Below are 26016 nucleotides of genomic sequence, written 5' to 3' on the forward strand. Positions count from 1 at the left end.
TTATCTGTACTTCGCAAGACTTCCCCCCAAACGCTTCTTTGCATTACTTTACCCGTCGTCCCTTTGACCTTTCCCTAAGGGCAAGCTTTATAGTGAGCCAGTCTGTATTCCACAACATTCACAAGGAATTGAAGCTATGTCGAAATCCTCACTGCTGCTGATATTAGGTTTGCTCACAACCGGTAGCGCGTTCGCTGCAACCCCGCCAGCGACTTTTCTGGCGGAGAATGGGCTCAGCGGTAAATCCGTCGAGCAAATCGTCGAAACCATTGACCAGTCGCCGCAGAGCCGCCCGCTGCCGTACTCCGCATCCATCACCAGTACCGAATTAAAGCTCTCGTCGGGCGATCAGATTTATACCCTGCCGCTCGGTGACAAGTTCTATCTGTCATTTGCCCCTTATGAATGGCAAACACATCCTTGCTTCAACCACAGCCTTTCTGGCTGCCAGGGTGAAATGCCGGAGAAAACATTCAATGTCAAAGTGACGGATAACAAGGGGGGCGTGGTGGTCCAAAAAGAGATGAAGAGCGGTCGAAATGGCTTCGTCGGGATATGGTTACCGCGCAATATGACAGGTACCATCGCAGTAAGCTACAACGGTAAAACAGCGCAGTATCCCATCACGACGATGGAAGACAGCCAGACCTGTCTGACAAAATTACAGCTGCGCTAACAACATAAAAAAATGCCGGATAAGGCACAGCCGCCATCCGGCATTTTCTAAGTCAGCTCAGGACCATTACTGCAGCAGAGAAATATCCGCCACGCGCAGGAACAGTTCGCGCAGTTTTTCGAGCATAGACAGACGGTTAATACGCAGATCTTTATCTTCCACGTTAACCATCACTTTCTCAAAGAACGCATCAACCGGTTCACGCAGCGCCGATAGCTCAACCAGCGCTTCCTGGTAATGACCGGCTGCAAAAACAGGCTCCAGCTTATCGCGCAGCACCACAACCTGCATCGCCAGCGCAATTTCTTCCGGCTCTTTCAGCGTTGCCGCATTTACGCGGTCATTCAACGTCTCTTCAGACTTCGCCAGGATGTTCGATACACGCTTGTTCGCGGCAGCCAGCGCGGACGCGGCTTCCAGCGTACGGAAGTGCGAAACCGCCTTCATACGTGCGTCAAAATCAGCCGGACGAGTCGGACGACGCGCCAGTACTGCCTGGATGGTATCGACGGTGTAACCTTCATCCTGATACCAGGCGCGGAAGCGACCAAGCATAAAGTCGATAACGTCATCCACCACGTTGGCGTTAGTCAGCTTATCGCCATACAGACGAACCGCTTCCTCGGTCAGCGTTTGCAGATCCAGGTTCAGGTTCTTCTCAACGATGATACGCAGTACGCCCAGCGCGGCACGGCGCAGCGCAAACGGGTCTTTGTCACCTTTCGGATGCTGACCGATACCGAAGATACCCGCCAGAGTATCCATCTTATCGGCAATCGCCACGGCACAGGCAACCGGGTTAGACGGCAGGTCATCACCAGCAAAACGCGGCTGATACTGCTCGTTCAGCGCCACAGCCACATCTTCCGCTTCACCATCGTGACGCGCGTAGTGCATGCCCATTACGCCCTGGGTATCAGTGAACTCGAAGACCATGTTGGTCATCAGGTCGCACTTAGACAGCAGGCCAGCACGCGTTGCGTGGTTAACGTCAGCGCCAATCTGACCAGCAATCCAGCCCGCCAGCGCCTGGATACGGTCAGTCTTGTCGCGCAGCGTACCCAGTTGCTGTTGGAACAGCACGGTTTGCAGACGCGGCAGATGGTCTTCCAGACGTTTTTTACGGTCGGTATTGAAGAAGAACTCGGCATCCGCCAGACGTGGACGAACCACCTTCTCGTTACCGGAGATAATCTGGCTCGGATCTTTCGATTCGATGTTGGCAACGAAGATAAAGTTCGGCAGCAGTTTGCCGTCGTTCGCGTAAACCGGGAAGTACTTCTGGTCACCTTTCATGGTGTGTACCAGCGCTTCAGACGGAACCGCGAGGAATTTCTCTTCGAACTTCGCAGTCAACACTACCGGCCATTCCACCAGCGAGGTGACTTCTTCCAGCAGGCTTTCGCTCAGGTCAGCGTTACCGCCAATCTTACGCGCCGCTTCTTCAGCATCGGCTTTGATTTTCGCTTTACGCTCAGCGTAATCTGCAATCACTTTGCCGCGCTCACGCAGGATTTCTGGGTACTGATCGGCAGAATCGATGGTGAATTCCGGCTCGCCCATAAAGCGATGTCCGCGGATCACGCGATCTGACTGAATACCCAGAATAGTTGCCGGAATGACTTTGTCGCCCAGCAGCAGGGTCACGGTGTGAACCGGACGCACGAAGTGCACGTCAGACGCGCCCCAGCGCATCAGTTTCGGGATAGGCAGTTTCGCCAAAGAGGTGGCGATCATATTCGGCAGCAGCGCTTCAGCGCTTTCACCTTTCACATGCGCGCGATACAGCAGCCACTCACCTTTGTCGGTGGTCAGACGCTCAGCCTGGTCAACCGTAATGCCGCAGCCACGCGCCCAACCTTCTGCCGCTTTGCTCGGTTTTCCTTCAGCGTCAAACGCCTGGGAAATGGCCGGGCCGCGTTTTTCAACTTCACGGTCAGGTTGCGCTTGTGCCAGATTCGCGACTTTCAGCGCCAGACGACGCGGCGCGGCGAACCACTCCACGTTGCCGTGCGCGATGCCAGCGTTATCCAGCTCCGCAGTAACGTTCGCAGCAAAGGACTCAGCCAGGCTGCGCAGTGCTTTTGGTGGCAGCTCTTCAGTGCCGATTTCCACCAGAAAAGTTTTCTCAGACATGGCCGCCTCTTATTTGTCTTTGTTGCACATCGGGAAGCCAAGGGCTTCACGGGAAGCATAGTAAGCTTCTGCCACTGCTTTGGTCAGGGTGCGAATGCGCAGGATATAGCGCTGACGCTCGGTGACGGAGATCGCTTTACGCGCATCCAGCAGGTTGAAGCTATGGGCGGCTTTCAGGATACGTTCATACGCAGGCAGCGGCAGCGGATTTTCCAGCGCCAGCAACTGCTGTGCTTCTTTCTCGTACTGCTCGAAGCAGGTGAACAGGAAGTCCACGTCGGCGTATTCGAAGTTGTAGGTGGATTGCTCCACTTCGTTCTGATGGAACACGTCGCCGTAAGTGGTTTTACCCAGCGGGCCGTCGCTCCAGACCAGGTCGTAAACGCTGTCTACGCCCTGAATGTACATGGCCAGACGTTCCAGACCGTAGGTAATTTCCCCGGTCACAGGTTTACACTCCAGACCACCAACCTGCTGGAAGTAGGTGAACTGCGTCACTTCCATGCCGTTCAGCCACACTTCCCAACCCAGACCCCAGGCACCCAGCGTCGGGTTTTCCCAGTTATCTTCCACGAAACGGATATCGTGAATGGTCGGGTCCATACCCAGCTCTTTCAGAGAACCCAGGTACAGCTCCTGAATGTTGTCCGGAGACGGCTTAATCACTACCTGGAACTGATAGTAGTGCTGTAAGCGGTTCGGGTTTTCGCCATAGCGGCCATCGGTCGGACGACGAGAAGGCTGCACATAAGCAGTCGCCATCGGTTCCGGCCCCAGCGCACGCAGGCAGGTCATTGGGTGAGATGTGCCCGCGCCGACTTCCATGTCCAATGGTTGAACGATGGTGCAGCCCTGGCGAGCCCAGTAATCCTGTAAGGTCAGGATCAAGCCCTGGAAGGTCCTGGTATCAAACTTTTGCATATTATTTCGTGCTGGATACGTGTGGATTTAAAGGAAGCGGTCAGTATACCCGCTGGCTGCAAGATATACAGTACGAAACGGGAAAAAGGGGGAACTTAGCGCATGGAAAGGTGCAAAAACTGCCCGTCTGCATCAAAAGAGCAGACAAAACTCTCTTTACGGAAGGTCGAACCACGCATCTCATAGCTGCCCTGGAATTGTTCCAGGCCGGAGATATCAATTTTCTGCGCGCCGGTGTTATAAAGTTGTGCCGCCTCATTTTTGCACAGCGACTCCATATCCAGCGAGCGTGTGGCACTGACCTTAACCTTTTGCGCCTTCTGCGCGGGTGCAGGCGGCTGTGTGTTAGCGCACGCTACCAGCATGAGGGTAGCGATCGCGGGAAAGAAATACTTCATCATCATTTTATTACCGCCTGGTTTGCTGGTCAGTCTTATTATTAGTGTCTGGAAACGGATCCTATTTTGAGAATCTCATCAGACCATCTCAAGCTTTAGCGTAAGAACTCGGATTATTCCAGTGAGCTACGCGCGCAAAATTTCGGTCAGACTTTTTTTAACGGATACAGAGGAACTGATGCAGCCCAAAATTTTCTGGATTGATAACCTGCGCGGGATAGCCTGTCTCATGGTCGTGATGATCCACACCACGACCTGGTACATCACCAATGCGCAAAGCGTCAGCCCGCTGAATTGGGATCTGGCCAATGTGCTCAATTCAGCCTCTCGCGTCAGCGTCCCTCTGTTCTTTATGATTTCTGGCTACCTGTTTTTTGGCGAGCGCAGCGCCAAACCGCGCCATTTCACGCGCATCGCGCTCTGCATTTTGTTTTACAGCAGCGTGGCGCTGGCCTATATCCTGCTGTTTACCTCGATCAACGCCGGGCTGTCGCTGAAAAACCTGCTGCAAAAGCCGGTGTTCTATCACCTGTGGTTTTTCTTCGCGATCGCCGTCATCTACCTGGTTTCACCGCTGATACAGGTGAAAAATATCAGCGGCAAGATGCTGCTGGCGCTCATGGTAGTGATTGGGGTGATTGCCAATCCCAACACCGTCTCGCAAAAAATTGGCGGTTTTGAATGGCTGCCCATCAATCTGTACATCAGTGGCGACACTTTCTATTACATCGTGTACGGCCTGCTGGGTCGGGCGATTGGCATGATGGATACGCAAAAGCGCGTGCTCACCTGGCTCTGTGCGGCGTTGTTCATCACCGCGGTGTTTATTATTTCTCGGGGCACGTTGCATGAACTGCGCTGGCGAGGCAATTTTGCCGATACCTGGTACCTCTACTGCGGTCCGGCAGTATTTATTTGCGCCGCCTCGCTCCTGACGCTGGTCAAAAATACGCTCAGCACGCGCACTTTGCCGGTACTGGGCCTTATTTCCCGCCACTCGCTGGGCATTTATGGCTTTCATGCGCTGATCATTCACGCGCTGCGCACCAACGGCCTTGAACTCAAGAGTTGGCCACCGCTGGATATGCTGTGGATTTTCAGCGCTACGCTGGCTGGTAGTTTACTGTTGTCCATACTGTTGCAGCGTATCGATACGCGCAGGCTGGTGAGCTAAAAAGAAAAGCCCTCGATCGGTAACCATCGAGGGCAAGCGATCATACTGTAAAATCTTCCGCTACTGCTGGCGTTTCTTTTGATTGATCCAAACCACCATCACGGATATTTTTCTGTACCGCAACGGTACCAAACAGGCTCAAAAAGAAGGCCAGGCCATAAAATCCTTTCTCGTTTAGCAGCAGCGTGGCATTCCACAAACCGATAACCAACAACGCCACCGCAATAACAAACGCGGCCAGGCAGGTTACGTAGTAAATCGGCGTAATCGGGATCCCTTCATATTTATCCCGTACCGTTTTTTGATAAGACGCAGCAGAAAACAAACCAAGCACCAAAACAGCAAAGTAATACCCCTTTTCGTTCAACTGCATATCGGCGTTCCACAACCCCAACAGATAAACCACAATACCGCCTAGCAGCGCGACCCACGACACAATGCTAAATGCGGGTGAATAAGTTGATGTCCTGTTTTCCATTTAGAGTTCCTGTCCTTTAGATAAATATTCTGCTGGGCGCATGAGTAAAACTTGCCCCAGTAAACACACAAAGAATGCCGCCGGGTACAGCCCCATTTCGATGGGTGCTAACGGGGTATTCCACACCCCCACCAGCAACAATCCGATCGTTATGAGCGCCACCATCTGACACACGGAAGCGAAGCGTTCGTCGTTCTGATTGAGATTTTCAGCACGCTGATAAGCGTACGTCACAAACATCCCCGTCATCAGCGCACCAAAAAAATAGCCTTTGCCGCTCAATAACGGGCATGCTCGCCATAAGCCAATAACGTAAATCAACGCGCCAGAGAGGAATAATATCCATGGCAACAGCCTTGTCGTCTTCATTGGGATCTCCTTATCCATCATGGATACAATATGAATAACCCGCTAAAGACAACACAGAAAAATGCCACTACGCCGGACTTTCAGAATAAATTCATGCGCGCTAATTATTTATTAGATTGAAATATATATTTGATAAATCCCCGCTGTTTACCAGAGGGGATTTAGGGTCAGGACATCAGCGGTTTTAATTGCTGATAGATTTGGCGGAAGGTTTCCCGACGCTGTTGGTAAAGCGCGTGGCGCCCGGCATCCGGATAATGCGCTTGTTCCAGCGTAAGCTGAGGCAGAAGGTCTGATAAAGCCCGCTGCGGATTCATGGCAATTTGCGCCAGTCGCGCCGCGCCGAGTGCAGGACCGACATCGCCGCCGGTACGGTAATCCAGCTGCAATCCGCTGATGTCAGACAGCATCTGACGCCAGTATTCGCTGCGCGCCCCGCCGCCAATCAGCGTGATGCTGGCGGGCTGCACGCCGCAGGCATGAACCACGTCCATACCATCAGCCAGCGCAAAACCCACGCCTTCCAGCACCGCCTGCGCCAGTTCCGCCGGCCCGTGCTGATGCGTCAGACCGAAAAATACGCCCTTTGCCTGTGGGTTGTTGTGCGGCGTACGTTCCCCGGACAGATAGGGTAAAAACCAGACCGGCTCAGCGTGTTCATCCGCCTCTTGCGCAGCAGCAATCAACGCAGGAACGCTCGCCATTCCGGTTAATTTTGCCGCCCAGTCCAGGCAGGACGCCGCACTAAGCATCACGGACATCAGATGCCATCGTTCAGGCAAGGCATGGCAAAAGCTGTGGACTGCGCTTTCCGGTTTGCTGAGAAAGCCGTCGCTGACCGCAAAATAGACCCCGGAAGTACCCAGCGATAACATCGCCTGACCGGCATTCATCATGCCCACACCCACTGCTCCCGCCGCGTTATCGCCGCCGCCGGCAACCACCGCAACCTCCTGCATACCCCAGGCGTGGGCGACCTCTGGCAACAATGTTCCGGTAATATCGCTGCCTTCATAGAGCGCAGGCATATGCGCACGAGTCAGCTTACAGGCGGCCAGCATGACATCACTCCAGTCACGCTTCGCGACATCCAGCCACATCGTACCTGCCGCATCAGACATATCGCTGGCAAAATCGCCAGTCATACGCAGGCGCAGGTAATCTTTCGGCAGCAGGACTTTATCAACCCGGCTGAAAATCTCCGGTTCGTGGCGCTGCACCCACAGTAGCTTTGGCGCGGTAAAGCCAGGCATCATCAGGTTGCCGGTGATGGCGCGCGACTGCGGAACCAGGTTCTCGAGCATCACGCACTCTTCAGCGCAGCGTCCATCATTCCACAGGATAGCCGGACGCAATACCTTCCGTTGCTCGTCCAGTAGCGTGGCGCCGTGCATTTGTCCGGCAATCCCCAGCGCTTTCACTTCGCGAAGTGAATGCTGCTGGCCCAGCGCTGTCACCGCACGATCCGTTGCCCGCCACCACTGCTCAGGGTCTTGTTCAGACCATAACGGATGAGGCCGCGAGACGGTGAGTTTCTCCGTGTGCGAAGCGACCACATCGCCCTGCTCATTGAGCAGAATAGCCTTTACGCCTGATGTACCTAGATCTATCCCGATATACATAGGGCATCGTTCCTTAAAGAAAGGCCCGGTAGCGCGAGCTGACCGGGCTTACCGACGTTCTCAGAGATCCGTTATTTGTCGAACAAATAATGGTTTACCAGATTTTCCAGCAATTCCTGATGACCACTCTGGTGCACCGGCGCCAGGTTGTGTTGCTCAGCGTACTGCGCAATTTCCGTCAGCGTCATCTGTCCTTTCAGAATTTGCTGGCCCAGCTCACCATTCCAACCGGCATAGCGTTTAGCCACGCGTTGATCCAGACCACCGTCTTCAATCATACGGGCCGCAATTTTCAGCGACAGCGCCATGGTATCCATCGCGCCAATATGACCATAGAACAAATCGTATTTATCGGTACTCTGACGACGCACTTTGGCATCAAAGTTCAGGCCGCCGGTGGTGAAGCCGCCCGCTTTCAGGATTTCATACATCACCAGTGCATTCTCTTCGACGCTGATAGGGAACTGGTCTGTATCCCAGCCCAGCTGTGCGTCACCACGGTTGGCATCGACAGAACCAAACAGACCCAGCGCGATGGCGGTAGCAATTTCGTGATGGAACGAGTGGCCTGCCAGCGTGGCGTGGTTGGCTTCGATATTCAGTTTGATCTCTTTTTCCAGACCGAACTGCTTGAGGAATCCGTACACGGTCGCCGCATCGTAGTCGTACTGGTGTTTGGTCGGTTCCTGCGGTTTCGGTTCAATAAGCAAAGTGCCCTGGAAACCGGTTTTGTGTTTGTGTTCCACCACCAGTTGCATGAAGCGGCCAATCTGCTCACGTTCCTGACGCAGATCGGTATTCAACAGTGTTTCATAGCCTTCACGACCGCCCCACAGAACGTAGTTTTCGCCGCCGAGCTTATGCGTGGCATCCATAGCCGTAACCACCTGCGTGGCGGCCCAGCTGAACACTTCCGGATCCGGGTTCGTGGCCGCGCCCGCGCCGTAGCGTGGGTTGGTGAAGCAGTTTGCCGTTCCCCACAGTAGCTTCACACCACTCTGTTCCTGTTTTGCCGCCAGCACATCAACCATCTGCGCAAAGTTGTTTTTATACTCTTTCAAAGACGCGCCTTCCGGCGAAACATCCACGTCATGGAAGCAGTAATAAGGCACGTTCAGCTTGTGGAAGAACTCAAATGCCACATCCGCTTTGCGTTTCGCCAGCGCCAGTGCTTCACCAGGCTGCTGCCATGGGCGATCGAAAGCCCCCATACCGAACATATCCGCACCGTTCCAGCAGAAGGTATGCCAGTAGCAGGCCGCAAAACGCAGATGATCTTCCATGCGCTTGCCCAACACGATTTCGTCAGGGTTGTAATGGCGGAATGCGAGCGGGTTGGTGGATTGAGTGCCTTCAAAACGAACACGATCGAGTTGGTCAAAATAAGCCGGCATAATAAGCTCCATAATCAGGTAATACGGCAAGTAAACTGTGATATAGCTATACTGGAATTTCCTGATTTATTGCTCAATTACGTTATTTCACACCGCTATTAAGAGAATACCCAAACGTGCGCTGGCTCCCAAAAAAACGCGCTGAAAAAAGAAATAAAAAAGCGATCGCGATCGAAGGTTAGCCATTAAACAAAAAACCGTAATGCGTAGATAAAAAATGACAATTGTCATCCCGCTGACAGTATGTGAATTTTGCGTAGCGCCAGGCAAATAAGAAATTTGTCACGCTTCATCAAGCAGTCGTACCTGCGGTTTTGCTAGTATCGACAGGCCCACGTTAACCTTTCCAGGACAGGTTCTTATGTTTGATAAACGTCACCGCATCACTCTGCTATTTAATGCCAATAAAGCCTACGACCGCCAGGTGGTAGAAGGAGTGGGTGAATATTTACAGGCATCGCAATCCGAGTGGGATATATTCATTGAGGAAGACTTCCGCGCCCGTATCGATAATATTAAAGACTGGTTAGGCGACGGCGTTATTGCTGATTATGACGATGATGACATTGCGCAATTACTTGCCGATGTCGATGTTCCCATCATCGGCGTTGGAGGTTCTTACCATCTGGAGCAAGATTACCCACCGGTACATTACATCGCCACCGACAACCACGCGTTGGTAGAAAGCGCTTTCCTGCATCTGAAAGAGAAGGGAGTTAACCGCTTTGCATTTTACGGCCTGCCCTCCTCAAGCGGTAAACGCTGGGCCGCGGAACGTGAATATGCGTTTTGCCAGTTGGTTGCCAAAGAGAAGTACCGCGGTGTCGTCTATCAGGGGCTGGAAACCGCGCCGGAGAACTGGCAGCACGCGCAAAATCGACTGGCGGACTGGCTACAAACTCTGCCGCCGCAAACCGGTATTATCGCCGTTACCGACGCGCGGGCACGACACGTCCTGCAAGTCTGCGAACACCTGCATATTCCGGTACCGGAAAAACTGTGCGTGATAGGAATAGACAACGAAGAATTGACCCGCTACCTGTCCCGGGTGGCGCTGTCATCCGTGGCTCAGGGAGCCAGGCAGATGGGATATCAGGCTGCTAAACTCCTGCACCGTTTACTGGCGAACGAGGAACTGCCGCTGCAACGCATTCTGGTTCCTCCGGTGCGTGTCATTGAACGTCGCTCAACCGACTACCGTTCCTTAACCGACCCGGCGGTCATTCAGGCGATGCACTTTATCCGTAATCATGCCTGTAAAGGTATTAAGGTTGAACAGGTGCTGGATTCAGTAGGAATCTCACGCTCGAACCTGGAGAAGCGCTTTAAAGAAGAGGTCGGCGAGACTATCCACGCTGTGATTCATGCCGAAAAGCTGGAAAAAGCGCGTAGCCTGTTGATTTCTACCACGCTTTCAATCAACGAAATTTCACAGATGTGCGGCTATCCGTCTCTGCAGTATTTCTATTCGGTCTTCAAGAAAGAGTACGACACGACGCCAAAAGAGTATCGCGATGTGAACAGTGAAGTGTTGCTGTGAGGATCATTACCGGATGGCGACTTCGTCTGATCCGGCCTACGAGATGACTTGTAGACCGGATCAGCACGCGAAATTACATATGCGCGGCGATTAAACGCTGGTTATCCTGATACATTGCGAACAGATAGTTGTTGTAGCTCTGTCCCTTAGTGGAGTAACCCTTCAGCTTATGGATCATCGCGGTAGCGGTGACTTCCTGGTCGGCTTTACGCAGCTGCGCGCGTGACTTACGGAAGGAAGAGTAAGCCGGATGCGTGTTCAGGTTGATGACGTAAGCATTCACCGACTCTTTCACCGATTCAAACTGTGAGTAGCCTTTCACCTTACCTGGTGCATTGTTACAACGACCTTTGCCACATTTCATGCCAAACAGGTTGTTGTTGCTGCGCGCCAGCTTCGACGTGCCCCAGCCGCTTTCGGCCGCAGCCATGGTTGCCACCATACTGGTCGGGATAATGTCTACGCGCTCAAGCAGCGTATTCCACGGAATTTTACGCGTGTTACCAGACCAGCTCACTTTGTAGCGCTTCGCGATGTCTTTCATCCGCGTACGCTCAGTCGGTGACCAGCGGTTCTGGTACTGTTTTGAAATCAGCCAGTTACGGTCCGCCGTAATGGCAGCATTTTGACTGGTAATATAAGGCATAACCGTCCGGAGAAATGCTTTTTTCCTTGGTGTTCCGGAAGGGTATTTTCGCAAATCAGGAAGTGAACTACTCTTTGCACTATTGCGAGAATACTCTTGTTTACTGCTAACCTGTTTATTACTTGCCTTGGTTATCTGGGGCTTGTGACTCGTTGTCGCCGTGTGTGTCTTTGCCAGCACCTCACCCGAAAATGCAACGGTGAGTAACATAAGAATCATTGCCCCATATCGTCGAATGGGAGTCAATATCATTAGGTCTCCTGGTCGGATTTATACATTCCAACACCTTATATTTTTCACAAAAATGAGAGATGAATCTCAAATCATATCAAAAATAGCTGTCAAGAGCACCCAAAGGAATAGTCCAATTCTGAAACTATGTCACGCATTAACGGTTCGGGGTGCCATTAATTCGAAGAAAATGTGGGGGTTATCGCAAAATCAGTTTGTTTTTTGCGCGCGTTAACTCACCCTCACTTCTCCTCCTGGCGGAATCGACTCTAAGGAGGAGTTTCCGGCCTGATTTCACTGGCAAACTGGCGAAAATCGCAGCATCAAGGACAGCATTATGAAACTTGCCGCCGTTGCGCTGGCGCTCATACCCGGCATTGCCATCGCTTCATCATGGACTTCTCAGGGACTACCGACCTTCGAAGCGGAAGGTACGGGTAAATTCGTCAGCCATGCAGCGTTGACGAAGGGTACTCGTCCTTTAACCCTGAATTTTGACCAACAGTGCTGGCAGCCCGCCGATGCGATAAAACTCAACCAGATGCTGTCGCTAAAACCGTGTGAAGGCGCTCCGCCGCAGTGGCGCTTATTCAAAGACGGCGATTACACGCTGGAAGTGGATACCCGCTCCGGTACGCCAACGCTGATGCTCTCGGTAAAAAGCGCCGCAGACCCTGTCACGACCCAGATTCGCCAGTGCCCGAAATGGGACGGTGCGCCGGTCACGCTGAACGTGAGCCAGACCTTCCCGGAAGGTGCCGTGGTACGTGATTTCTACAGCCAGCAAACCGCGACGGTAAAAAACGGGGCGATTACCCTGCAGCCCGCCGCAACCAGTAACGGGCTGTTGCTGCTCGAACGGGCGGAAACTGATGCCCCTGCCGCTTTTGACTGGCATAACGCCACGGTGTATTTCGTCCTGACGGACCGCTTTGTAAATGGCGATCCGAGTAACGACCACAGCTATGGGCGTCGCAGCGACGGCATGCAGGAAATTGGCACCTTCCACGGCGGCGATTTGCGCGGGCTCGCCAGCAAACTCGACTACCTGCAACAACTGGGCGTCAACGCCCTGTGGATCAGTGCGCCGTTTGAGCAAATCCACGGCTGGGTCGGTGGTGGCACCAAAGGCGACTTCCCTCACTACGCTTACCACGGCTACTACACTCAGGACTGGACCACGCTCGATGCCAATATGGGTGACGAAGCAGACCTGCGCGCGCTGGTTGATGGCGCACATCAGCGCGGCATCCGTGTTCTGTTTGATGTGGTAATGAACCATACCGGCTACGCCACCCTGGCGGATATGCAGGAATATCAGTTTGGGGCGCTGTACTTATCGGGCGATGAGCTGAAAAAAACGCTCGGCGAACGCTGGACTGACTGGAAACCGGCCGCCGGGCAGAGCTGGCACAGCTTTAATGATTACATCAACTTCAGCGATAAAGCCGGCTGGGAAAAATGGTGGGGGAAAAACTGGATCCGCACCGATATTGGCGATTACGACAATCCTGGCTTTGACGACCTCACCATGTCGCTGGCCTTCCTGCCCGACCTGAAAACCGAATCCACCAGGCCCTCCGGGCTGCCACATTTTTATCAGCACAAGCCGGATACGCACGCTAAAGCTATCGCCGGATACACGCCCCGGGATTATCTGACGCACTGGCTCAGTCAGTGGGTGCGTGATTACGGGATTGACGGCTTTCGGGTCGATACCGCTAAACACGTCGAACTTCCCGCCTGGCAGCAGCTAAAAACACAGGCCAGCGCGGCGCTGGTCGAATGGAAGAAAGCCAACCCTGACAAAGCGCTGGATGATAAACCCTTCTGGATGACCGGCGAGGCCTGGGGCCACGGCGTGATGCAAAGCGACTATTACCGTCACGGCTTCGATGCGATGATCAATTTCGACTACCAGGAGCAAGCGGCAAAAGCCGTCGAGTGTCTGGCGAATATGGACCCCACCTGGCAGCAGATGGCGGATAAACTACAGGACTTTAACGTTCTGAGCTATCTCTCCTCGCACGATACACGTCTGTTCCGCGAAGGTGGAGACAAAGCCGCCGAGCTATTGCTGCTGGCGCCTGGCGCGGTACAACTCTTTTATGGCGACGAGTCGGCCCGCCCCTTTGGCCCAACCGGCTCAGATCCATTACAGGGGACGCGCTCGGAGATGAACTGGCAGGATGTGACCGGGAAATCTGCCGCCAGCGTCGCACACTGGCAACGTATCGGCCAGTTCAGGGCCAGACATCCCGCCATTGGCGCCGGTAAACAAACCACGCTGACCCTGAAGCAGGGATACGGATTTATCCGCGAACATGGCGACGACAAAGTGATGGTGGTGTGGGCCGGTCAGCCCTGACGCGCCCGGCTTCTCGCTGTGCACGCAGCGGGAAGCCTGATTCAACATAAAAAACCAGCCAGATAAAAATCTACAGCACAAAACCTCAATCCAACCTGATGCCCCCGATTTGCACCCTGCCATGGGTAGCGCTATGGTTAGCCACTTTACTACTCAGTTCGACAGACCACCTGCTATGACATTCTCACTTTTTGGCGACAAATTCACCCGCCATTCAGGCATCACACGCCTGATGGAGGACCTCAACGACGGTTTACGCACCCCAGGCGCCATCATGCTTGGCGGCGGTAATCCGGCGCAAATTCCAGAGATGCAAAATTACTTTCAGTCTCTGCTGGCAGATATGCTGGAAAACGGCAAAGCCACTGATGCGCTTTGTAATTATGACGGTCCACAAGGAAAAACCGAGCTACTGTCTGAGCTGGCGAAACTGCTACGTGAGAAGCAGGGTTGGGATATCGAGCCACAAAATATTGCTCTGACAAATGGCAGTCAGAGCGCGTTTTTCTACTTATTCAATCTGTTCGCCGGACGTCGCGCCGACGGCACAACGCAAAAAGTGTTGTTCCCGTTAGCCCCGGAATACATTGGTTATGCCGATTCCGGGCTGGAAGAGGAACTCTTTGTCTCCGCGCGCCCAAACATCGAACTGTTACCGGAAGGCCAGTTTAAGTATCACGTTGATTTTGAACACCTGCATATTGGTGAAGAGACGGGGATGATTTGCGTGTCTCGTCCGACGAATCCGACAGGCAACGTGATCACCGACGAAGAGCTGATGAAGCTGGACCGGCTGGCCAACCAGCATGGGATCCCGCTGGTGATTGATAACGCCTATGGCGTACCGTTCCCCGGCATCATCTTTAGCGAAGCGCGCCCGCTGTGGAACCCCAACATTGTGCTGTGCATGAGCCTTTCGAAGCTGGGCCTGCCAGGCTCCCGCTGCGGCATCATCATCGCGAATGAAAAAATCATCACCGCCATCACCAATATGAACGGCATCATCAGCCTCGCGCCTGGCGGAATGGGGCCGGCAATGATGTGCGAGATGATTAAACGTAACGATCTGCTGCGCCTCTCCGAAACGGTAATCAAACCGTTTTATTATCAGCGTGTTCAGGAGACGATTGCGATCATTCGCCGCTATTTGTCTGAAGATCGCTGCCTGATTCATAAACCGGAAGGCGCGATTTTCCTGTGGTTATGGTTTAAAGATTTGCCGATCACCACCGAGCTGCTGTATCAGCGCCTGAAAGCGCGCGGCGTACTGATGGTTCCCGGTGACTACTTCTTCCCGGGTCTGGATAAACCCTGGCCGCATACCCATCAGTGCATGCGGATGAACTACGTTCCGGAGCCGGAGAAAATCGAAGCAGGGGTGAAGATTCTGGCGGAAGAGATCGAGCGCGCCTGGAGCGAAGGGAGCAGCTGATTTTTGTCGCCCGATACCGTTTTGTATCGGGCGCTAGCATCACGAACTGTGCGATATCAGCTCGAAAATATTATCTGGGGTAAACACTCCCCGCGGATGATAAATGCGCCAGTCACTGAGCAGTGTAAACGGTAACGTATATTGCTCGCCTTCCTGCATATGATGCACGTAATACGGCTGATTGGTTAATACGCCTGTCAGATGTTCATCAGCGATGTTCTGCAACATAAACCACATATGTTCGCGCTTATCGTCATCGCCGTAGGGAACACCGATTTTGACAAGGGGCGCTGATATTTCATTATGCTGCGTCTCAAAAATATGCTGGAAATAAGGCCAGCGCATTTGCGCTTTTTGCGCATCGCTATCCGACAATGCGATACTTTTCATGAACATCACTTGATCGCCACCCAGCCCACCGTCAATCACGCTGCCAATGCCGCCACGCTCATCGGCTAGACGGAACAACAGGCACGACGGGCCATTATGCTCATCTTCCCGATCGGCCAGATCGCCGGAAAAACGCCCGGAAGGTAAATCTGAGATATCACCCACCCTCTCTGCGATCTCAGGCAACAGGTTCAGGTTGCCGCCATGTTCGATCACGCTAAGTCCCTGTTCCCAGGGAATGGCCACAATATACTGCTCGCCTTCGTGAGTTCGCGCCAGCATCAGCGGTTCATTACAATACATGCCGCGATCGTCAATACAGATATTCACAAACGCTTCAATCATGTAGCCAATGCTGCCCAGATTTTCCACCGGCTGGTGAATAATCACCTCGCACTCCGGTAAACCCAACCGCCGCAGGCCATGCGTGTGCAACCAGTAATGATCGTTTTCATCATCGTGAACGGCGTGGATCGCATACAGTGTATCTGCACGCGGCCGCGCCGGAAAACGCGCTTCAAACAGTAACCGCTCGCGGGAAAACAGCCTACCGCCTGCGCTAGCGTCCTGGGCCACCAGCAGGTCCGGCACCAACAGTCCCACAATTTTGATCGCCTGCTGCCAGCTCAGGAAAACATCATTACTAAAACGGGTCGTGACTGAGATTCGCTGGCGATATTCTGCCATCTCAGAAAGTACTTCCGGTGCAACAGAACGTGCGCCAGGGACGTATTCCAGGGCGGAAGGATCGTGCTCACAGCTAAAGAGAGAAACGCGATAAAGATAAAGCTCACCGCCTGCGGTAAAGGTCAGATGCAGTTCTTCTTTCTCTTCGTCAATACGTGACAACAGCTCCGGAAATAGCGTCTGCCCCTCCACACGCGCCTGTAACGCTTCAAGGGTAACGGGTTGTGGCGGGGTCGCTACAAACTCGGAGTCCGTTTTAAACAGACCGTTGTTCGCAGCGGCGAGATACGCTTGCTTGTTTGATGCCATAATTATGCGTCCTTGCTCAATGTTCAAAAGGTAGAAAACGCCGTACGGCTACGCCTTTCACAGTTTAGCTGCGCGATCTGATTCTCGCTTACGCACTGCAACGCACTTGTCGGGCAAGCTTCAACACACGCAGGCCCCGTTTCGCGATGCCAGCACAAATCGCATTTTATCGCCTGCACCCGCGATGAGCGGGCGACAACATTCATTGCCCCAAACGGACAGGCCAGCATACAGCTTTTACAACCAATACATCGTGTTTGTTCAACGAAGATATGTCCATGTTCACGGCGAATAGCGTGCGTTGGACATACATTCGCGCAGGGAGCATCTTCACATTGATGGCAGGCGACTGCCGTTGTAAAGGCATCGTCTTTGATCACCCGAATCCGCGGGACAAACGCAGAAGAAGAGACCGACGCACAGTCCTGGTTTTGCTGATGCGCGACGACGCAGGCAACTTCACAGGTACGACACCCAATACATTTTGCCGCATCCGCCATAATAAACTCGTTCATAGCCCCCTCCTTCTGCATGAAAACTTCAGATTGCCAGAGAGACTGCCCCTGTCGCTTTGATCGGACAGGGGAAACGGTTAAATAGTGTCAGGTGTCTGAACGACGCCTGGCATGCGCCTAATCGCGAACGGTAAAGCCCAGCTCATTTGAAATGGCCTGTGCGGTTTCACGCAGCGGCTTGAGTAGATTCTTTTCCCCTACCTGCTTAAGTCGCGATGTCGAGAGTGAAATTGATACCGCGTAGGGCACCCGGCCATGAATATCAAACACCGGCACGGCAATACAGGATACCCCCAGCTCGTTCTCTTCCCGATCCATCGCCATACTGCTTTCGCGGATCTGTGCCAGTTCATCGTACATCGCCGGTAGACCGGTAATGGTATTGCGGGTCAGCGGCTGAATCAGATCCTGATGGCTCTCCCAGTAGGACTCCACGTAATCCGCATGCCCAAACGCCATGTAAATTTTGCCCATCGCGGAGCAGTACAGCGGCATATGTTGGCCGATATAGGCGCGGGTACGCAGCATGCCTGTCGTCGGCTCCAGCTTATAAATCAGAATCGCATGGTCATCTTCACGACTGGAGAAGTTGATCGTTTCGCCAGTGGCGATATTCAGCGCTTCAAGGTGCGGTGCGGCAACATGGATGATATTCAGTGACGACAGCGCCTTTTGTCCCACGGCGATAAATTTAGTGGTCAACCGATAACTGCCCGCAGCGGGTGCGGGCGTGACGTATCCGCATGACTGAAGGCCTTGCAGGAGTCGATGCACGGTACTTTTGTTCAGCCCGGCCAGTTCAGACAAATGGGCCAGCGGACACCCATTCGGATAGTTGCTCAGGATCTCAATCAACATCAAACCACGGAACAGGCTCTGACTTCCGGCTGGCCTCTCTTTATCTTGCGTCATTTCACTCTCTTTGGTGCCCATCGCTTCCGCTCCCCTTTTCGTCGCGCTCTGATGGTAGCGCAAAGTGTGTTTCAGTTCACGATCTGAACCGAAAAAACACAACTATTTGATTTTGATGATTTTAAAAAATAGACCACCCCGTTGATCTGTCAAAATTTGATCGCTATATTTGAAATCAGATTTCGCATAGTGAAATTTAGAGATAAAAAAGCGATCAAACTTAAACAAGGAAACAGGAATGAAAGTCACTTTTGAGCAGTTGAAAGATGCGTTCAATCGGGTACTGCTGGCACGCGGTATCGCCGTTGAAACCGCCGATGCCTGTGCCGAAATGTTTGCGCGCACCACCGAGTCCGGCGTTTATTCGCACGGCGTGAATCGCTTCCCCCGTTTCATTCAGCAACTGGATAACGGCGACATCATTCCTGAGGCCAAACCGCAGCGCATTACCAGCCTGGGGGCGATTGAACAATGGGATGCCCAGCGTTCGATCGGCAACCTGACGGCGAAAAAGATGATGGACAGAGCTATTGAGTTGGCTTCCGATCACGGCATTGGCCTGGTCGCGCTGCGTAACGCCAACCACTGGATGCGCGGCGGCAGCTATGGCTGGCAGGCGGCAGAGAAAGGGTACATTGGTATCTGCTGGACCAACTCGATTGCCGTCATGCCGCCATGGGGTTCGAAAGAGTGCCGTATTGGTACTAACCCGCTGATTGTCGCGATCCCCTCCACGCCAATCACCATGGTTGATATGTCGATGTCGATGTTCTCCTACGGCATGCTGGAAGTGAATCGCCTGGCTGGTCGCGAACTGCCGGTAGACGGTGGTTTTGACGATGAAGGCAATCTCACCAAAGAGCCGGGCGTTATCGAAAAAAATCGCCGCATTTTACCAATGGGTTACTGGAAAGGTTCAGGCCTGTCGATTGTGCTGGATATGATTGCCACCCTGCTTTCTGACGGTTCCTCCGTGGCGGAAGTCACCCAGGATAACAGCGATGAATATGGCGTTTCACAGATTTTCATCGCCATTGAAGTGGATAAGCTAATCGATGGCGCCACCCGCGATGCCAAACTACAGCGGATTATGGATTTCATCACCACCGCCGAACGCGCTGATGAAAACACGCCTGTTCGTCTGCCGGGCCACGAGTTTACAAAGCTACTGGCAGAAAATCGCCAAAACGGCATCACCATTGATGACAGTGTCTGGGCAAAAATTCAGTCGCTGTAAGGAGCAACACCATGATCTTTGGACATATTGCTCAGCCTAATCCGTGTCGTTTGCCCGCAGCGATTGAAAGGGCGCTCGATTTTCTGCGCACCACGGATTTCCGCAAACTGGAGCCGGGCGTGGTGGAGATAGACGGTAAACATATCTTCGCGCAGATTATCGATTTAACTACCCGTGACCCAGCCGAAAATCGCCCGGAAGTGCATCGCCGCTATCTTGATATTCAGTTTTTAGCCTGGGGTGAAGAAAAAATCGGTATCGCTATTGATACCGGAAATAATGAAATCAGCGAAGCGTTATTAGAACAGCGCGATATTATTTTTTATCACGCCAGTGAACATGAATCTTTTATTGAAATGACTCCGGGAAGTTACGCCATATTTTTCCCGCAGGATGTTCATCGTCCGGGATGTCATAAAACTGTCGCCACACCGATCCGCAAAATAGTCGTGAAGGTTGCTATTTCAGTTTTATAAAAGGAGCACAAAAAATGAAAGCTAATACAACCGGTTATATTATCGGTGCGTACCCCTGTGCACCCTCATTTCACCAAAAGAGTGAAGAGGAAGAGAAGGAATTCTGGCGGCAGCTCTCCGATACCCCGGATATTCGCGGACTGGAACAGCCCTGCCTTGAACATCTGCATCCGTTGGGCGACGAATGGTTATTGCGCCATACGCCGGGCGACTGGCAAATCGTGGTCACGGCCATTATGGAAACCATGCGCCGCCGCGGTACTGAGGGTGGTTTCGGGTTGGCCTCCAGCGACGAAGATCAGCGTAAAGCCTGTGTGGCGTATTACCGCCATCTGCACCAGAAAATCAACCATATCAATGCAACCAATGGCGGAAAAGTGATCGCGCTGGAGTTGCACGCTGCCCCGCTGGCAGGCAACCCGAACGTCGCCCAGGCCACCGACGCGTTCGCTCGTTCACTGAAAGAAATTACCCACTGGGACTGGTCCTGCGATCTGGTGCTGGAGCATTGCGATGCCATGACGGGCCCTGCGCCACGCAAAGGCTTTTTGCCGTTAGAAAACGTGCTGGACGCAATAACCGGATATGACATCAGCGTGTGCATTAACTGGGCGCGATCGGCCATTGAAGGGCAGAACCTCGCCCTACCGCTGACCCACACGCAGCAGGTCCAACAGGCCGGTAAATTGGGCGCGCTGATGTTTTCCGGCACCACAATCACGGGAGAGTATGGCGAGTGGCAGGACTTACACGCGCCGTTTGCTCCTTTCTGCCCGCAAAGCTTGATGACCACCGACCATGCCCGCGAATTATTCGCCTGCGCAGGAACCGAGCCATTGCAATTTGCCGGTATTAAATTACTGGAAATAAATGCCAATGCAGATGTGGATCATCGCGTAGCAATATTGCGCGACGGTATCGCTGCATTAAACAAAACAAAATTATAAAAATAACATACTACTCTACGAGAATATTAATATGAACATGACCTCTCGCCCTACACTCAAAGATATACCCCGTCAGCGCTGGCTGCGAATTATTCCACCCATTCTCATCGCCTGTATTATTTCTTATATGGACCGCGTTAATATCGCATTTGCGATGCCGGGCGGCATGGACGCCGAATTAGGTATTTCCGCCACCATGGCGGGACTGGCTGGCGGTATTTTCTTTATCGGTTATCTGTTTTTACAGGTTCCCGGCGGAAAAATTGCCGTACACGGTAGCGGCAAGAAATTTATCGGCTGGTCGTTGGTTGCCTGGGCGGTTATTTCCGTTTTGACAGGATTGATCACTAATCAGTATCAACTGCTGGTTTTGCGCTTTTTACTCGGCGTTGCCGAAGGCGGCATGCTGCCGGTTGTGTTGACGATGATCAGCAACTGGTTCCCCGACGCCGAGCGCGGTCGCGCCAATGCGATTGTGATTATGTTTGTGCCGATTGCCGGGATCATTACCGCCCCGCTCTCGGGTTGGATCATCACCGTGCTCGACTGGCGCTGGCTGTTCATTATTGAAGGTTTACTCTCCATTGTGGTCCTGGTGCTGTGGGCCTATACCGTTTACGACCGACCGCAGGAAGCACGCTGGATCTCTGACGCCGAGAAAAATTACCTCGTTGAAACGCTGGCCGCCGAGCAAAAAGCCATTGCCGGAACCGAAGTCAAAAATGCCTCTCTGGGCGCGGTGCTGTCCGATAAAACCATGTGGCAGTTGATCGCACTGAATTTCTTCTACCAGACCGGGATTTACGGTTACACCCTGTGGCTGCCGACCATCCTCAAAGAGTTGACGCACAGCAGCATGGGACAGGTCGGTATGCTCGCCATTCTGCCGTACGTTGGCGCAATTGCCGGGATGTTCCTGTTCTCTTCTCTCTCTGACCGCACCGGTAAACGCAAGCTGTTCGTCTGCCTGCCGCTGATTGGCTTTGCCCTGTGCATGTTCCTCTCCGTAGCGCTGAAAAATAACGTCTGGCTGGCTTATGCCGCGCTGGTCGGCTGTGGCTTCTTCCTGCAATCGGCTGCGGGCGTGTTCTGGACCATTCCGGCGCGGTTGTTCAGCGCGGAAATGGCCGGTGGCGCACGTGGGGTTATCAACGCCCTCGGCAACCTTGGAGGCTTCTGCGGTCCTTACGCGGTCGGCGTACTCATCACCCTGTACAGCAAAGATGCGGGCGTTTACTGCCTGGCAATCTCACTGGCGCTGGCCGCGCTGATGGCACTGCTGCTGCCAGCAAAATGCGATGCCGGTTCTGCGCCGCTAAAGACGCTGAATCCGCGTAAACACGCGGCGTAACACGATGTCCGGTGACGCTTCGCTTATCGGGCCGACGAAATCCATACATACCCCAGGCCGGATAAGCGCAGCGTCATCCGGCCAAAATGAGATGACAAAGATGAGTGAGAAAGCGACCTTCTGGCTGGGTATTGATTGTGGCGGTACATATCTGAAAGCAGGTTTGTATGATGCCAAAGGTCATGAGCAGGGAATTAACCGGCAATCGCTGCAGACAATATCGCCGTTACCCGGTTACGCCGAACGCGATATGCACCAACTGTGGCAACAGTGCGTCGCGACCATTGCCGGTCTGTTAAAACGCACTGGCGTCTGCGGCGATCAAATTAAAGGCGTCGGTATTTCCGCTCAGGGCAAAGGCCTGTTTCTTCTTGATAAGCAGGATAAACCGCTGGGCAATGCCATTCTCTCTTCCGATCGACGCGCGATGGACATCGTTCAGCGCTGGCAGCAGGATGGGATCCCTGAGCAGCTCTACCCGGTCACCCGCCAGACATTGTGGACCGGGCATCCGGCATCGCTCCTGCGTTGGGTAAAGGAGAATACCCCTCAGCGCTACGCGCAAATTGGCAGCGTCATGATGGGCCATGATTACCTGCGCTGGTGCTTAACCGGCGTCAAAGGCTGCGAAGAAAGCAATATCTCCGAGTCGAACCTCTACAACATGACCACCGGTCAGTACGACCCGCGATTGACCCAATGGTTGGGCATCAGTGAAATCGACACTGCCCTGCCACCTGTCGTTGGCTCAGCAGAAATATGCGGGGAAATCACCGCTCAGACAGCCGCCATCACCGGTCTGGCGGCGGGTACGCCCGTCGTCGGCGGTCTGTTTGATGTGGTTTCCACCGCACTCTGCGCCGGTATTGAAGATGAGCACACCCTCAACGCGGTAATGGGAACCTGGGCTGTCACCAGCGGGATCGCTCACGGCCTGCGTGACCACGAGGCCCATCCCTATGTTTATGGCCGCTATGTGAATGACGGGCAGTACATCGTTCACGAAGCCAGTCCGACCTCCTCCGGCAATCTGGAATGGTTTACCGCTCAGTGGGGCGAACTCTCTTTTGATGAGATCAATCAGGCCGTCGACAGCTTACCGAAAGCCGGTAGCGAGCTTTTCTTCCTGCCCTTTTTGTACGGCAGCAACGCCGGGTTGGAGATGACCAGCGGCTTTTATGGCATGCAGGCTATACACTCTCGCGCCCACTTATTACAGGCCATCTACGAAGGCGTGGTTTTCAGCCACATGACCCACCTCAACCGCATGCGCGAACGCTTTACGCAGGCGCATACCCTGCGCGTCACCGGAGGTCCGGCGCACTCAGATGTCTGGATGCAAATGCTGGCCGACGTCAGCGGCTTACGTATCGAGCTGCCGCAGATTGAAGAGACCGGCTGCTTTGGCGCAGCGCTTGCTGCCCGCGTAGGCACCGGCGTTTATCACAATTTCAGCGACGCCCAGCGCAGCTTACAGCACCCGGTGCGCACGCTGCTGCCAGACGCCGCCGCGCATGCGAGCTACCAGCGTAAATACCGCCAATACCAGAATTTAATTACCGCACTACAGGGCTATCACGCCCGCATTAAGGAGTACGAATGATGAGTCGACCATTACTGCAACTGGCGCTCGACCACACCAACCTGCAGGCGGCCCAGCGCGATGTCGCACTGCTACAAGAGAGTGTTGATATCGTTGAGGCGGGGACGATTCTCTGCTTAACCGAAGGCCTTAGCGCCGTAAAAGCGTTGCGCGCCCAGTGCCCAAATAAAATCATCGTCGCCGACTGGAAGGTGGCCGATGCGGGCGAAACCCTCGCACAGCAAGCGTTTGATGCTGGCGCTAACTGGATGACCATCATCTGCGCTGCGCCGCTGGCGACGGTAGAAAAAGGTCATGACGTCGCGCAGTCCTGCGGCGGTGAAATTCAGATGGAACTGTTCGGCAACTGGACGCTGGATGACGCCCGAGACTGGTATCGCGTTGGGGTTCGTCAGGCGATTTACCATCGCGGGCGCGATGCCCAGGCCAGCGGGCAACAGTGGGGAGAAGCGGATCTGGCACGCATGAAAGCGCTTTCCGATATTGGTCTGGAACTGTCGATTACCGGCGGGATTACGCCCGCCGACCTGCCGCTGTTTCGCGATATCAACGTCAAAGCCTTTATCGCCGGACGCGCGCTGGCTGGGGCGAAAAACCCAACGCAGGTTGCTGGCGAATTCCATGCGCAAATCGATGCCATCTGGGGAGCACAGTATGCGTAATCATCCGTTAGGTATCTATGAAAAAGCGCTGGCGAAAGACCTCTCCTGGCCGGAGCGTCTGGTGCTGGCGAAAAGCTGCGGTTTTGATTTCGTCGAAATGTCAGTGGATGAAACCGATGAACGCCTGTCGCGTCTCGACTGGAGTCCCGCTCAGCGCGCATCGCTGGTGAGCGCGATGCTGGAAACCGGCGTGGCAATCCCCTCAATGTGCCTGTCCGCCCACCGCCGTTTTCCGTTTGGCAGCCGCGATGAATCTACACGCGCCCGGGCGCGCGACATCATGACCAAAGCCATTCGTCTGGCGCGCGATCTCGGTATTCGCACCATTCAGCTGGCAGGCTACGACGTCTATTACGAAGAACATGACGAAGGTACGCAGCAGCGCTTTGCCGAAGGGTTGGCATGGGCAGTCGAGCAAGCCGCCGCCGCGCAGGTCATGCTGGCGGTAGAAATCATGGATACCGCGTTCATGAACTCGATCAGCAAGTGGAAAAAGTGGGATGAAATGCTGTCATCGCCGTGGTTCACCGTCTATCCGGACGTAGGCAACCTCAGCGCCTGGGGTAATGACGTCACTGCCGAATTGACGCTGGGCATTGACCGTATCGCCGCTATCCACCTGAAAGACACGCTGCCAGTAACCGAAACCCATCCGGGCCAGTTTCGCGATGTGCCCTTTGGCGAAGGGTGTGTGGACTTTGTTGGTATCTTCAAAACGCTGCATGAGCTGAACTATCGCGGGTCGTTTCTGATTGAAATGTGGACAGAAAAAGCGAAAGAGCCGGTACTGGAAATTATCCAGGCACGACGCTGGATAGAAGCACGTATGCAGGAGGGAGGATTTCCATGTTAAAACAACTGAAGGCCGAGGTGCTGGCGGCCAATCTGGCGCTTCCGGCTCATGGTTTAGTCACCTTTACCTGGGGTAACGTCAGCGCAGTAGATGAAACGCGGACACTGATGGTGATTAAGCCATCCGGCGTAGAATATGACGTGATGACCGCCGACGATATGGTGGTGGTGGATATCGCCAGCGGCGACGTGGTTGAAGGGAGTAAAAAACCCTCATCTGACACGCCAACCCATCTGGCGCTATACCGCCGCTACCCTGAGATCGGTGGGATCGTCCATACCCACTCACGCCACGCGACGATCTGGTCGCAGGCGGGTCTTGATCTCCCGGCATGGGGCACCACGCATGCCGATTATTTCTATGGTTCTATTCCATGTACCCGTCTGATGACCGTTGAGGAGATCAACGGTGAATATGAATACCAGACCGGCGAAGTCATCATTAAAACTTTTGAGCAACGGGACCTGAACCCGATGCAGGTTCCGGCGGTGTTAGTGCATTCACACGGTCCGTTTGCCTGGGGTAAAGACGCCGCAGACGCCGTACATAACGCCGTGGTGCTCGAAGAGTGCGCCTACATGGGACTGTTCTCGCGCCAGTTAGCTCCGCAGTTGCCGGATATGCAGCCTGAGTTGCTGGATAAACATTATCTGCGCAAACATGGCGTGAATGCGTATTACGGGCAGTAA

Annotated in this window: 24 protein-coding genes; 13 read left to right on the forward strand and 11 right to left on the reverse strand. The window is 53.7% G+C overall.

The window, feature by feature from the left end; all coding sequences use genetic code 11:
• Positions 1-136 precede the first annotated feature (136 nt).
• A complete protein-coding gene (cueP, locus tag LA337_22555) occupies positions 137-676 on the forward strand; it encodes a copper-binding periplasmic metallochaperone CueP (GenBank protein ID UBI15897.1) in 540 nt (179 codons plus the stop codon).
• 66 nt (positions 677-742) lie between these two features.
• Here cueP and glyS read toward each other — a convergent pair whose 3' ends face one another.
• From glyS to LA337_22570, 3 genes are all read right to left on the reverse strand, one after another.
• A complete protein-coding gene (gene glyS / locus LA337_22560; GenBank protein UBI15898.1) occupies positions 743-2812 on the reverse strand; it encodes a glycine--tRNA ligase subunit beta in 2070 nt (689 codons plus the stop codon).
• Between the two features lie 9 nt (positions 2813-2821).
• Positions 2822-3733, reverse strand: coding sequence for a glycine--tRNA ligase subunit alpha (glyQ, locus tag LA337_22565; GenBank protein ID UBI15899.1), 912 nt, complete (start codon positions 3731-3733; stop codon positions 2822-2824).
• A 95-nt stretch (positions 3734-3828) separates the two neighbouring features.
• Positions 3829-4137, reverse strand: coding sequence for a hypothetical protein (locus tag LA337_22570; protein ID UBI15900.1), 309 nt, complete (start codon positions 4135-4137; stop codon positions 3829-3831).
• A 172-nt stretch (positions 4138-4309) separates the two neighbouring features.
• Here LA337_22570 and LA337_22575 point away from each other — a divergent pair, with 172 nt between their 5' ends.
• On the forward strand, positions 4310-5305 hold the full coding sequence (locus LA337_22575; protein UBI15901.1) for an acyltransferase: 996 nt from the start codon (positions 4310-4312) through the stop codon (positions 5303-5305).
• Positions 5306-5345: 40 nt separating this feature from the next.
• Here the strand turns inward: LA337_22575 and LA337_22580 are convergent, their stop codons facing one another.
• From LA337_22580 to xylA, 4 genes are all read right to left on the reverse strand, one after another.
• A complete protein-coding gene (locus tag LA337_22580) occupies positions 5346-5783 on the reverse strand; it encodes a YiaB family inner membrane protein (protein UBI15902.1) in 438 nt (145 codons plus the stop codon).
• Positions 5784-6152: a hypothetical protein gene (locus tag LA337_22585; GenBank protein ID UBI15903.1), complete on the reverse strand. Its 369-nt coding sequence runs from the start codon at positions 6150-6152 to the stop codon at positions 5784-5786. It lies immediately after the preceding gene.
• 167 nt (positions 6153-6319) lie between these two features.
• On the reverse strand, positions 6320-7774 hold the full coding sequence (gene xylB / locus LA337_22590; GenBank protein UBI15904.1) for a xylulokinase: 1455 nt from the start codon (positions 7772-7774) through the stop codon (positions 6320-6322).
• 71 nt (positions 7775-7845) lie between these two features.
• Positions 7846-9168 (reverse strand): xylose isomerase, encoded by a 1323-nt coding sequence (gene xylA / locus LA337_22595; protein ID UBI15905.1) that lies wholly within the window; start codon positions 9166-9168, stop codon positions 7846-7848.
• Positions 9169-9529: 361 nt separating this feature from the next.
• Between xylA and LA337_22600 the strand changes: the two genes are divergently transcribed.
• Entirely contained in the window at positions 9530-10708 is a 1179-nt protein-coding gene (locus LA337_22600; protein ID UBI15906.1) for a XylR family transcriptional regulator, read from the forward strand.
• A gap of 73 nt (positions 10709-10781) precedes the next feature.
• Here the strand turns inward: LA337_22600 and LA337_22605 are convergent, their stop codons facing one another.
• Entirely contained in the window at positions 10782-11606 is an 825-nt protein-coding gene (locus tag LA337_22605; protein UBI15907.1) for a protein bax, read from the reverse strand.
• 316 nt (positions 11607-11922) lie between these two features.
• On the opposite strand from LA337_22605, the gene malS reads away from it, so the two are divergent.
• Together malS and avtA are read left to right on the forward strand one after the other, a co-directional pair.
• Positions 11923-13953 (forward strand): alpha-amylase, encoded by a 2031-nt coding sequence (malS, locus tag LA337_22610; GenBank protein ID UBI15908.1) that lies wholly within the window; start codon positions 11923-11925, stop codon positions 13951-13953.
• A gap of 133 nt (positions 13954-14086) precedes the next feature.
• Complete coding sequence (gene avtA, locus LA337_22615; GenBank protein ID UBI15909.1) at positions 14087-15385, forward strand: valine--pyruvate transaminase; 1299 nt, start codon at positions 14087-14089, stop codon at positions 15383-15385.
• Between the two features lie 39 nt (positions 15386-15424).
• Here the strand turns inward: avtA and LA337_22620 are convergent, their stop codons facing one another.
• The 3 genes from LA337_22620 to yiaJ all read right to left on the reverse strand — a co-directional run bounded on the left by LA337_22620 (position 15425) and on the right by yiaJ (position 18219).
• Positions 15425-16771, reverse strand: coding sequence for a DUF4026 domain-containing protein (locus tag LA337_22620; GenBank protein ID UBI15910.1), 1347 nt, complete (start codon positions 16769-16771; stop codon positions 15425-15427).
• 23 nt (positions 16772-16794) lie between these two features.
• Positions 16795-17286 (reverse strand): 4Fe-4S binding protein, encoded by a 492-nt coding sequence (locus LA337_22625; GenBank protein ID UBI15911.1) that lies wholly within the window; start codon positions 17284-17286, stop codon positions 16795-16797.
• A gap of 117 nt (positions 17287-17403) precedes the next feature.
• On the reverse strand, positions 17404-18219 hold the full coding sequence (yiaJ, locus tag LA337_22630) for an IclR family transcriptional regulator YiaJ (protein ID UBI15912.1): 816 nt from the start codon (positions 18217-18219) through the stop codon (positions 17404-17406).
• Between the two features lie 217 nt (positions 18220-18436).
• Here yiaJ and yiaK point away from each other — a divergent pair, with 217 nt between their 5' ends.
• The 8 genes from yiaK (at position 18437) to araD (ending at position 26016) form a co-directional block, all read left to right on the forward strand.
• Entirely contained in the window at positions 18437-19435 is a 999-nt protein-coding gene (gene yiaK / locus LA337_22635) for a 3-dehydro-L-gulonate 2-dehydrogenase (GenBank protein UBI15913.1), read from the forward strand.
• 11 nt (positions 19436-19446) lie between these two features.
• Positions 19447-19911, forward strand: coding sequence for a YhcH/YjgK/YiaL family protein (locus tag LA337_22640; protein UBI15914.1), 465 nt, complete (start codon positions 19447-19449; stop codon positions 19909-19911).
• Positions 19912-19925: 14 nt separating this feature from the next.
• Positions 19926-20858: a DUF4862 family protein gene (locus LA337_22645; protein ID UBI15915.1), complete on the forward strand. Its 933-nt coding sequence runs from the start codon at positions 19926-19928 to the stop codon at positions 20856-20858.
• 31 nt (positions 20859-20889) lie between these two features.
• Positions 20890-22209: an MFS transporter gene (locus LA337_22650; protein ID UBI15916.1), complete on the forward strand. Its 1320-nt coding sequence runs from the start codon at positions 20890-20892 to the stop codon at positions 22207-22209.
• Positions 22210-22309: 100 nt separating this feature from the next.
• Entirely contained in the window at positions 22310-23812 is a 1503-nt protein-coding gene (locus LA337_22655; GenBank protein ID UBI15917.1) for a carbohydrate kinase, read from the forward strand.
• Positions 23812-24474 (forward strand): 3-keto-L-gulonate-6-phosphate decarboxylase UlaD, encoded by a 663-nt coding sequence (ulaD, locus tag LA337_22660; protein UBI18537.1) that lies wholly within the window; start codon positions 23812-23814, stop codon positions 24472-24474. The genes LA337_22655 and ulaD overlap by 1 nt, the downstream gene beginning before the upstream one ends.
• Positions 24467-25327, forward strand: a complete 861-nt coding sequence (locus LA337_22665; GenBank protein ID UBI15918.1) for an L-ribulose-5-phosphate 3-epimerase — start codon at positions 24467-24469, stop codon at positions 25325-25327. Before ulaD ends, LA337_22665 begins: the two co-directional genes overlap by 8 nt.
• Positions 25321-26016, forward strand: a complete 696-nt coding sequence (araD, locus tag LA337_22670) for an L-ribulose-5-phosphate 4-epimerase (protein UBI15919.1) — start codon at positions 25321-25323, stop codon at positions 26014-26016. Before LA337_22665 ends, araD begins: the two co-directional genes overlap by 7 nt.

The organism is Citrobacter europaeus (assembly GCA_020099315.1).
GTDB classification, from domain to species: domain Bacteria; phylum Pseudomonadota; class Gammaproteobacteria; order Enterobacterales; family Enterobacteriaceae; genus Citrobacter; species Citrobacter europaeus.

What these genes read in the sequence shown, in the direction of transcription:
- xylB (UBI15904.1), bottom strand. Translation starts at nt 7,774, where the DNA reads ATGTATATCGGGATAGATCTAGGTACATCAGGCGTAAAGGCTATTCTG.
- avtA (UBI15909.1), top strand. Translation starts at nt 14,087, where the DNA reads ATGGTTAGCCACTTTACTACTCAGTTCGACAGACCACCTGCTATGACA.
- glyQ (UBI15899.1), bottom strand. Translation starts at nt 3,733, where the DNA reads ATGCAAAAGTTTGATACCAGGACCTTCCAGGGCTTGATCCTGACCTTA.
- xylA (UBI15905.1), bottom strand. Translation starts at nt 9,168, where the DNA reads ATGCCGGCTTATTTTGACCAACTCGATCGTGTTCGTTTTGAAGGCACT.
- glyS (UBI15898.1), bottom strand. Translation starts at nt 2,812, where the DNA reads ATGTCTGAGAAAACTTTTCTGGTGGAAATCGGCACTGAAGAGCTGCCA.
- yiaK (UBI15913.1), top strand. Translation starts at nt 18,437, where the DNA reads ATGAAAGTCACTTTTGAGCAGTTGAAAGATGCGTTCAATCGGGTACTG.
- LA337_22585 (UBI15903.1), bottom strand. Translation starts at nt 6,152, where the DNA reads ATGAAGACGACAAGGCTGTTGCCATGGATATTATTCCTCTCTGGCGCG.
- ulaD (UBI18537.1), top strand. Translation starts at nt 23,812, where the DNA reads ATGAGTCGACCATTACTGCAACTGGCGCTCGACCACACCAACCTGCAG.
- LA337_22605 (UBI15907.1), bottom strand. Translation starts at nt 11,606, where the DNA reads ATGATATTGACTCCCATTCGACGATATGGGGCAATGATTCTTATGTTA.
- LA337_22665 (UBI15918.1), top strand. Translation starts at nt 24,467, where the DNA reads ATGCGTAATCATCCGTTAGGTATCTATGAAAAAGCGCTGGCGAAAGAC.
- LA337_22580 (UBI15902.1), bottom strand. Translation starts at nt 5,783, where the DNA reads ATGGAAAACAGGACATCAACTTATTCACCCGCATTTAGCATTGTGTCG.
- LA337_22570 (UBI15900.1), bottom strand. Translation starts at nt 4,137, where the DNA reads ATGATGATGAAGTATTTCTTTCCCGCGATCGCTACCCTCATGCTGGTA.
- cueP (UBI15897.1), top strand. Translation starts at nt 137, where the DNA reads ATGTCGAAATCCTCACTGCTGCTGATATTAGGTTTGCTCACAACCGGT.
- LA337_22575 (UBI15901.1), top strand. Translation starts at nt 4,310, where the DNA reads ATGCAGCCCAAAATTTTCTGGATTGATAACCTGCGCGGGATAGCCTGT.
- LA337_22645 (UBI15915.1), top strand. Translation starts at nt 19,926, where the DNA reads ATGAAAGCTAATACAACCGGTTATATTATCGGTGCGTACCCCTGTGCA.
- LA337_22600 (UBI15906.1), top strand. Translation starts at nt 9,530, where the DNA reads ATGTTTGATAAACGTCACCGCATCACTCTGCTATTTAATGCCAATAAA.
- yiaJ (UBI15912.1), bottom strand. Translation starts at nt 18,219, where the DNA reads ATGGGCACCAAAGAGAGTGAAATGACGCAAGATAAAGAGAGGCCAGCC.
- LA337_22620 (UBI15910.1), bottom strand. Translation starts at nt 16,771, where the DNA reads ATGGCATCAAACAAGCAAGCGTATCTCGCCGCTGCGAACAACGGTCTG.
- LA337_22650 (UBI15916.1), top strand. Translation starts at nt 20,890, where the DNA reads ATGAACATGACCTCTCGCCCTACACTCAAAGATATACCCCGTCAGCGC.
- malS (UBI15908.1), top strand. Translation starts at nt 11,923, where the DNA reads ATGAAACTTGCCGCCGTTGCGCTGGCGCTCATACCCGGCATTGCCATC.
- LA337_22640 (UBI15914.1), top strand. Translation starts at nt 19,447, where the DNA reads ATGATCTTTGGACATATTGCTCAGCCTAATCCGTGTCGTTTGCCCGCA.
- LA337_22655 (UBI15917.1), top strand. Translation starts at nt 22,310, where the DNA reads ATGAGTGAGAAAGCGACCTTCTGGCTGGGTATTGATTGTGGCGGTACA.
- araD (UBI15919.1), top strand. Translation starts at nt 25,321, where the DNA reads ATGTTAAAACAACTGAAGGCCGAGGTGCTGGCGGCCAATCTGGCGCTT.
- LA337_22625 (UBI15911.1), bottom strand. Translation starts at nt 17,286, where the DNA reads ATGAACGAGTTTATTATGGCGGATGCGGCAAAATGTATTGGGTGTCGT.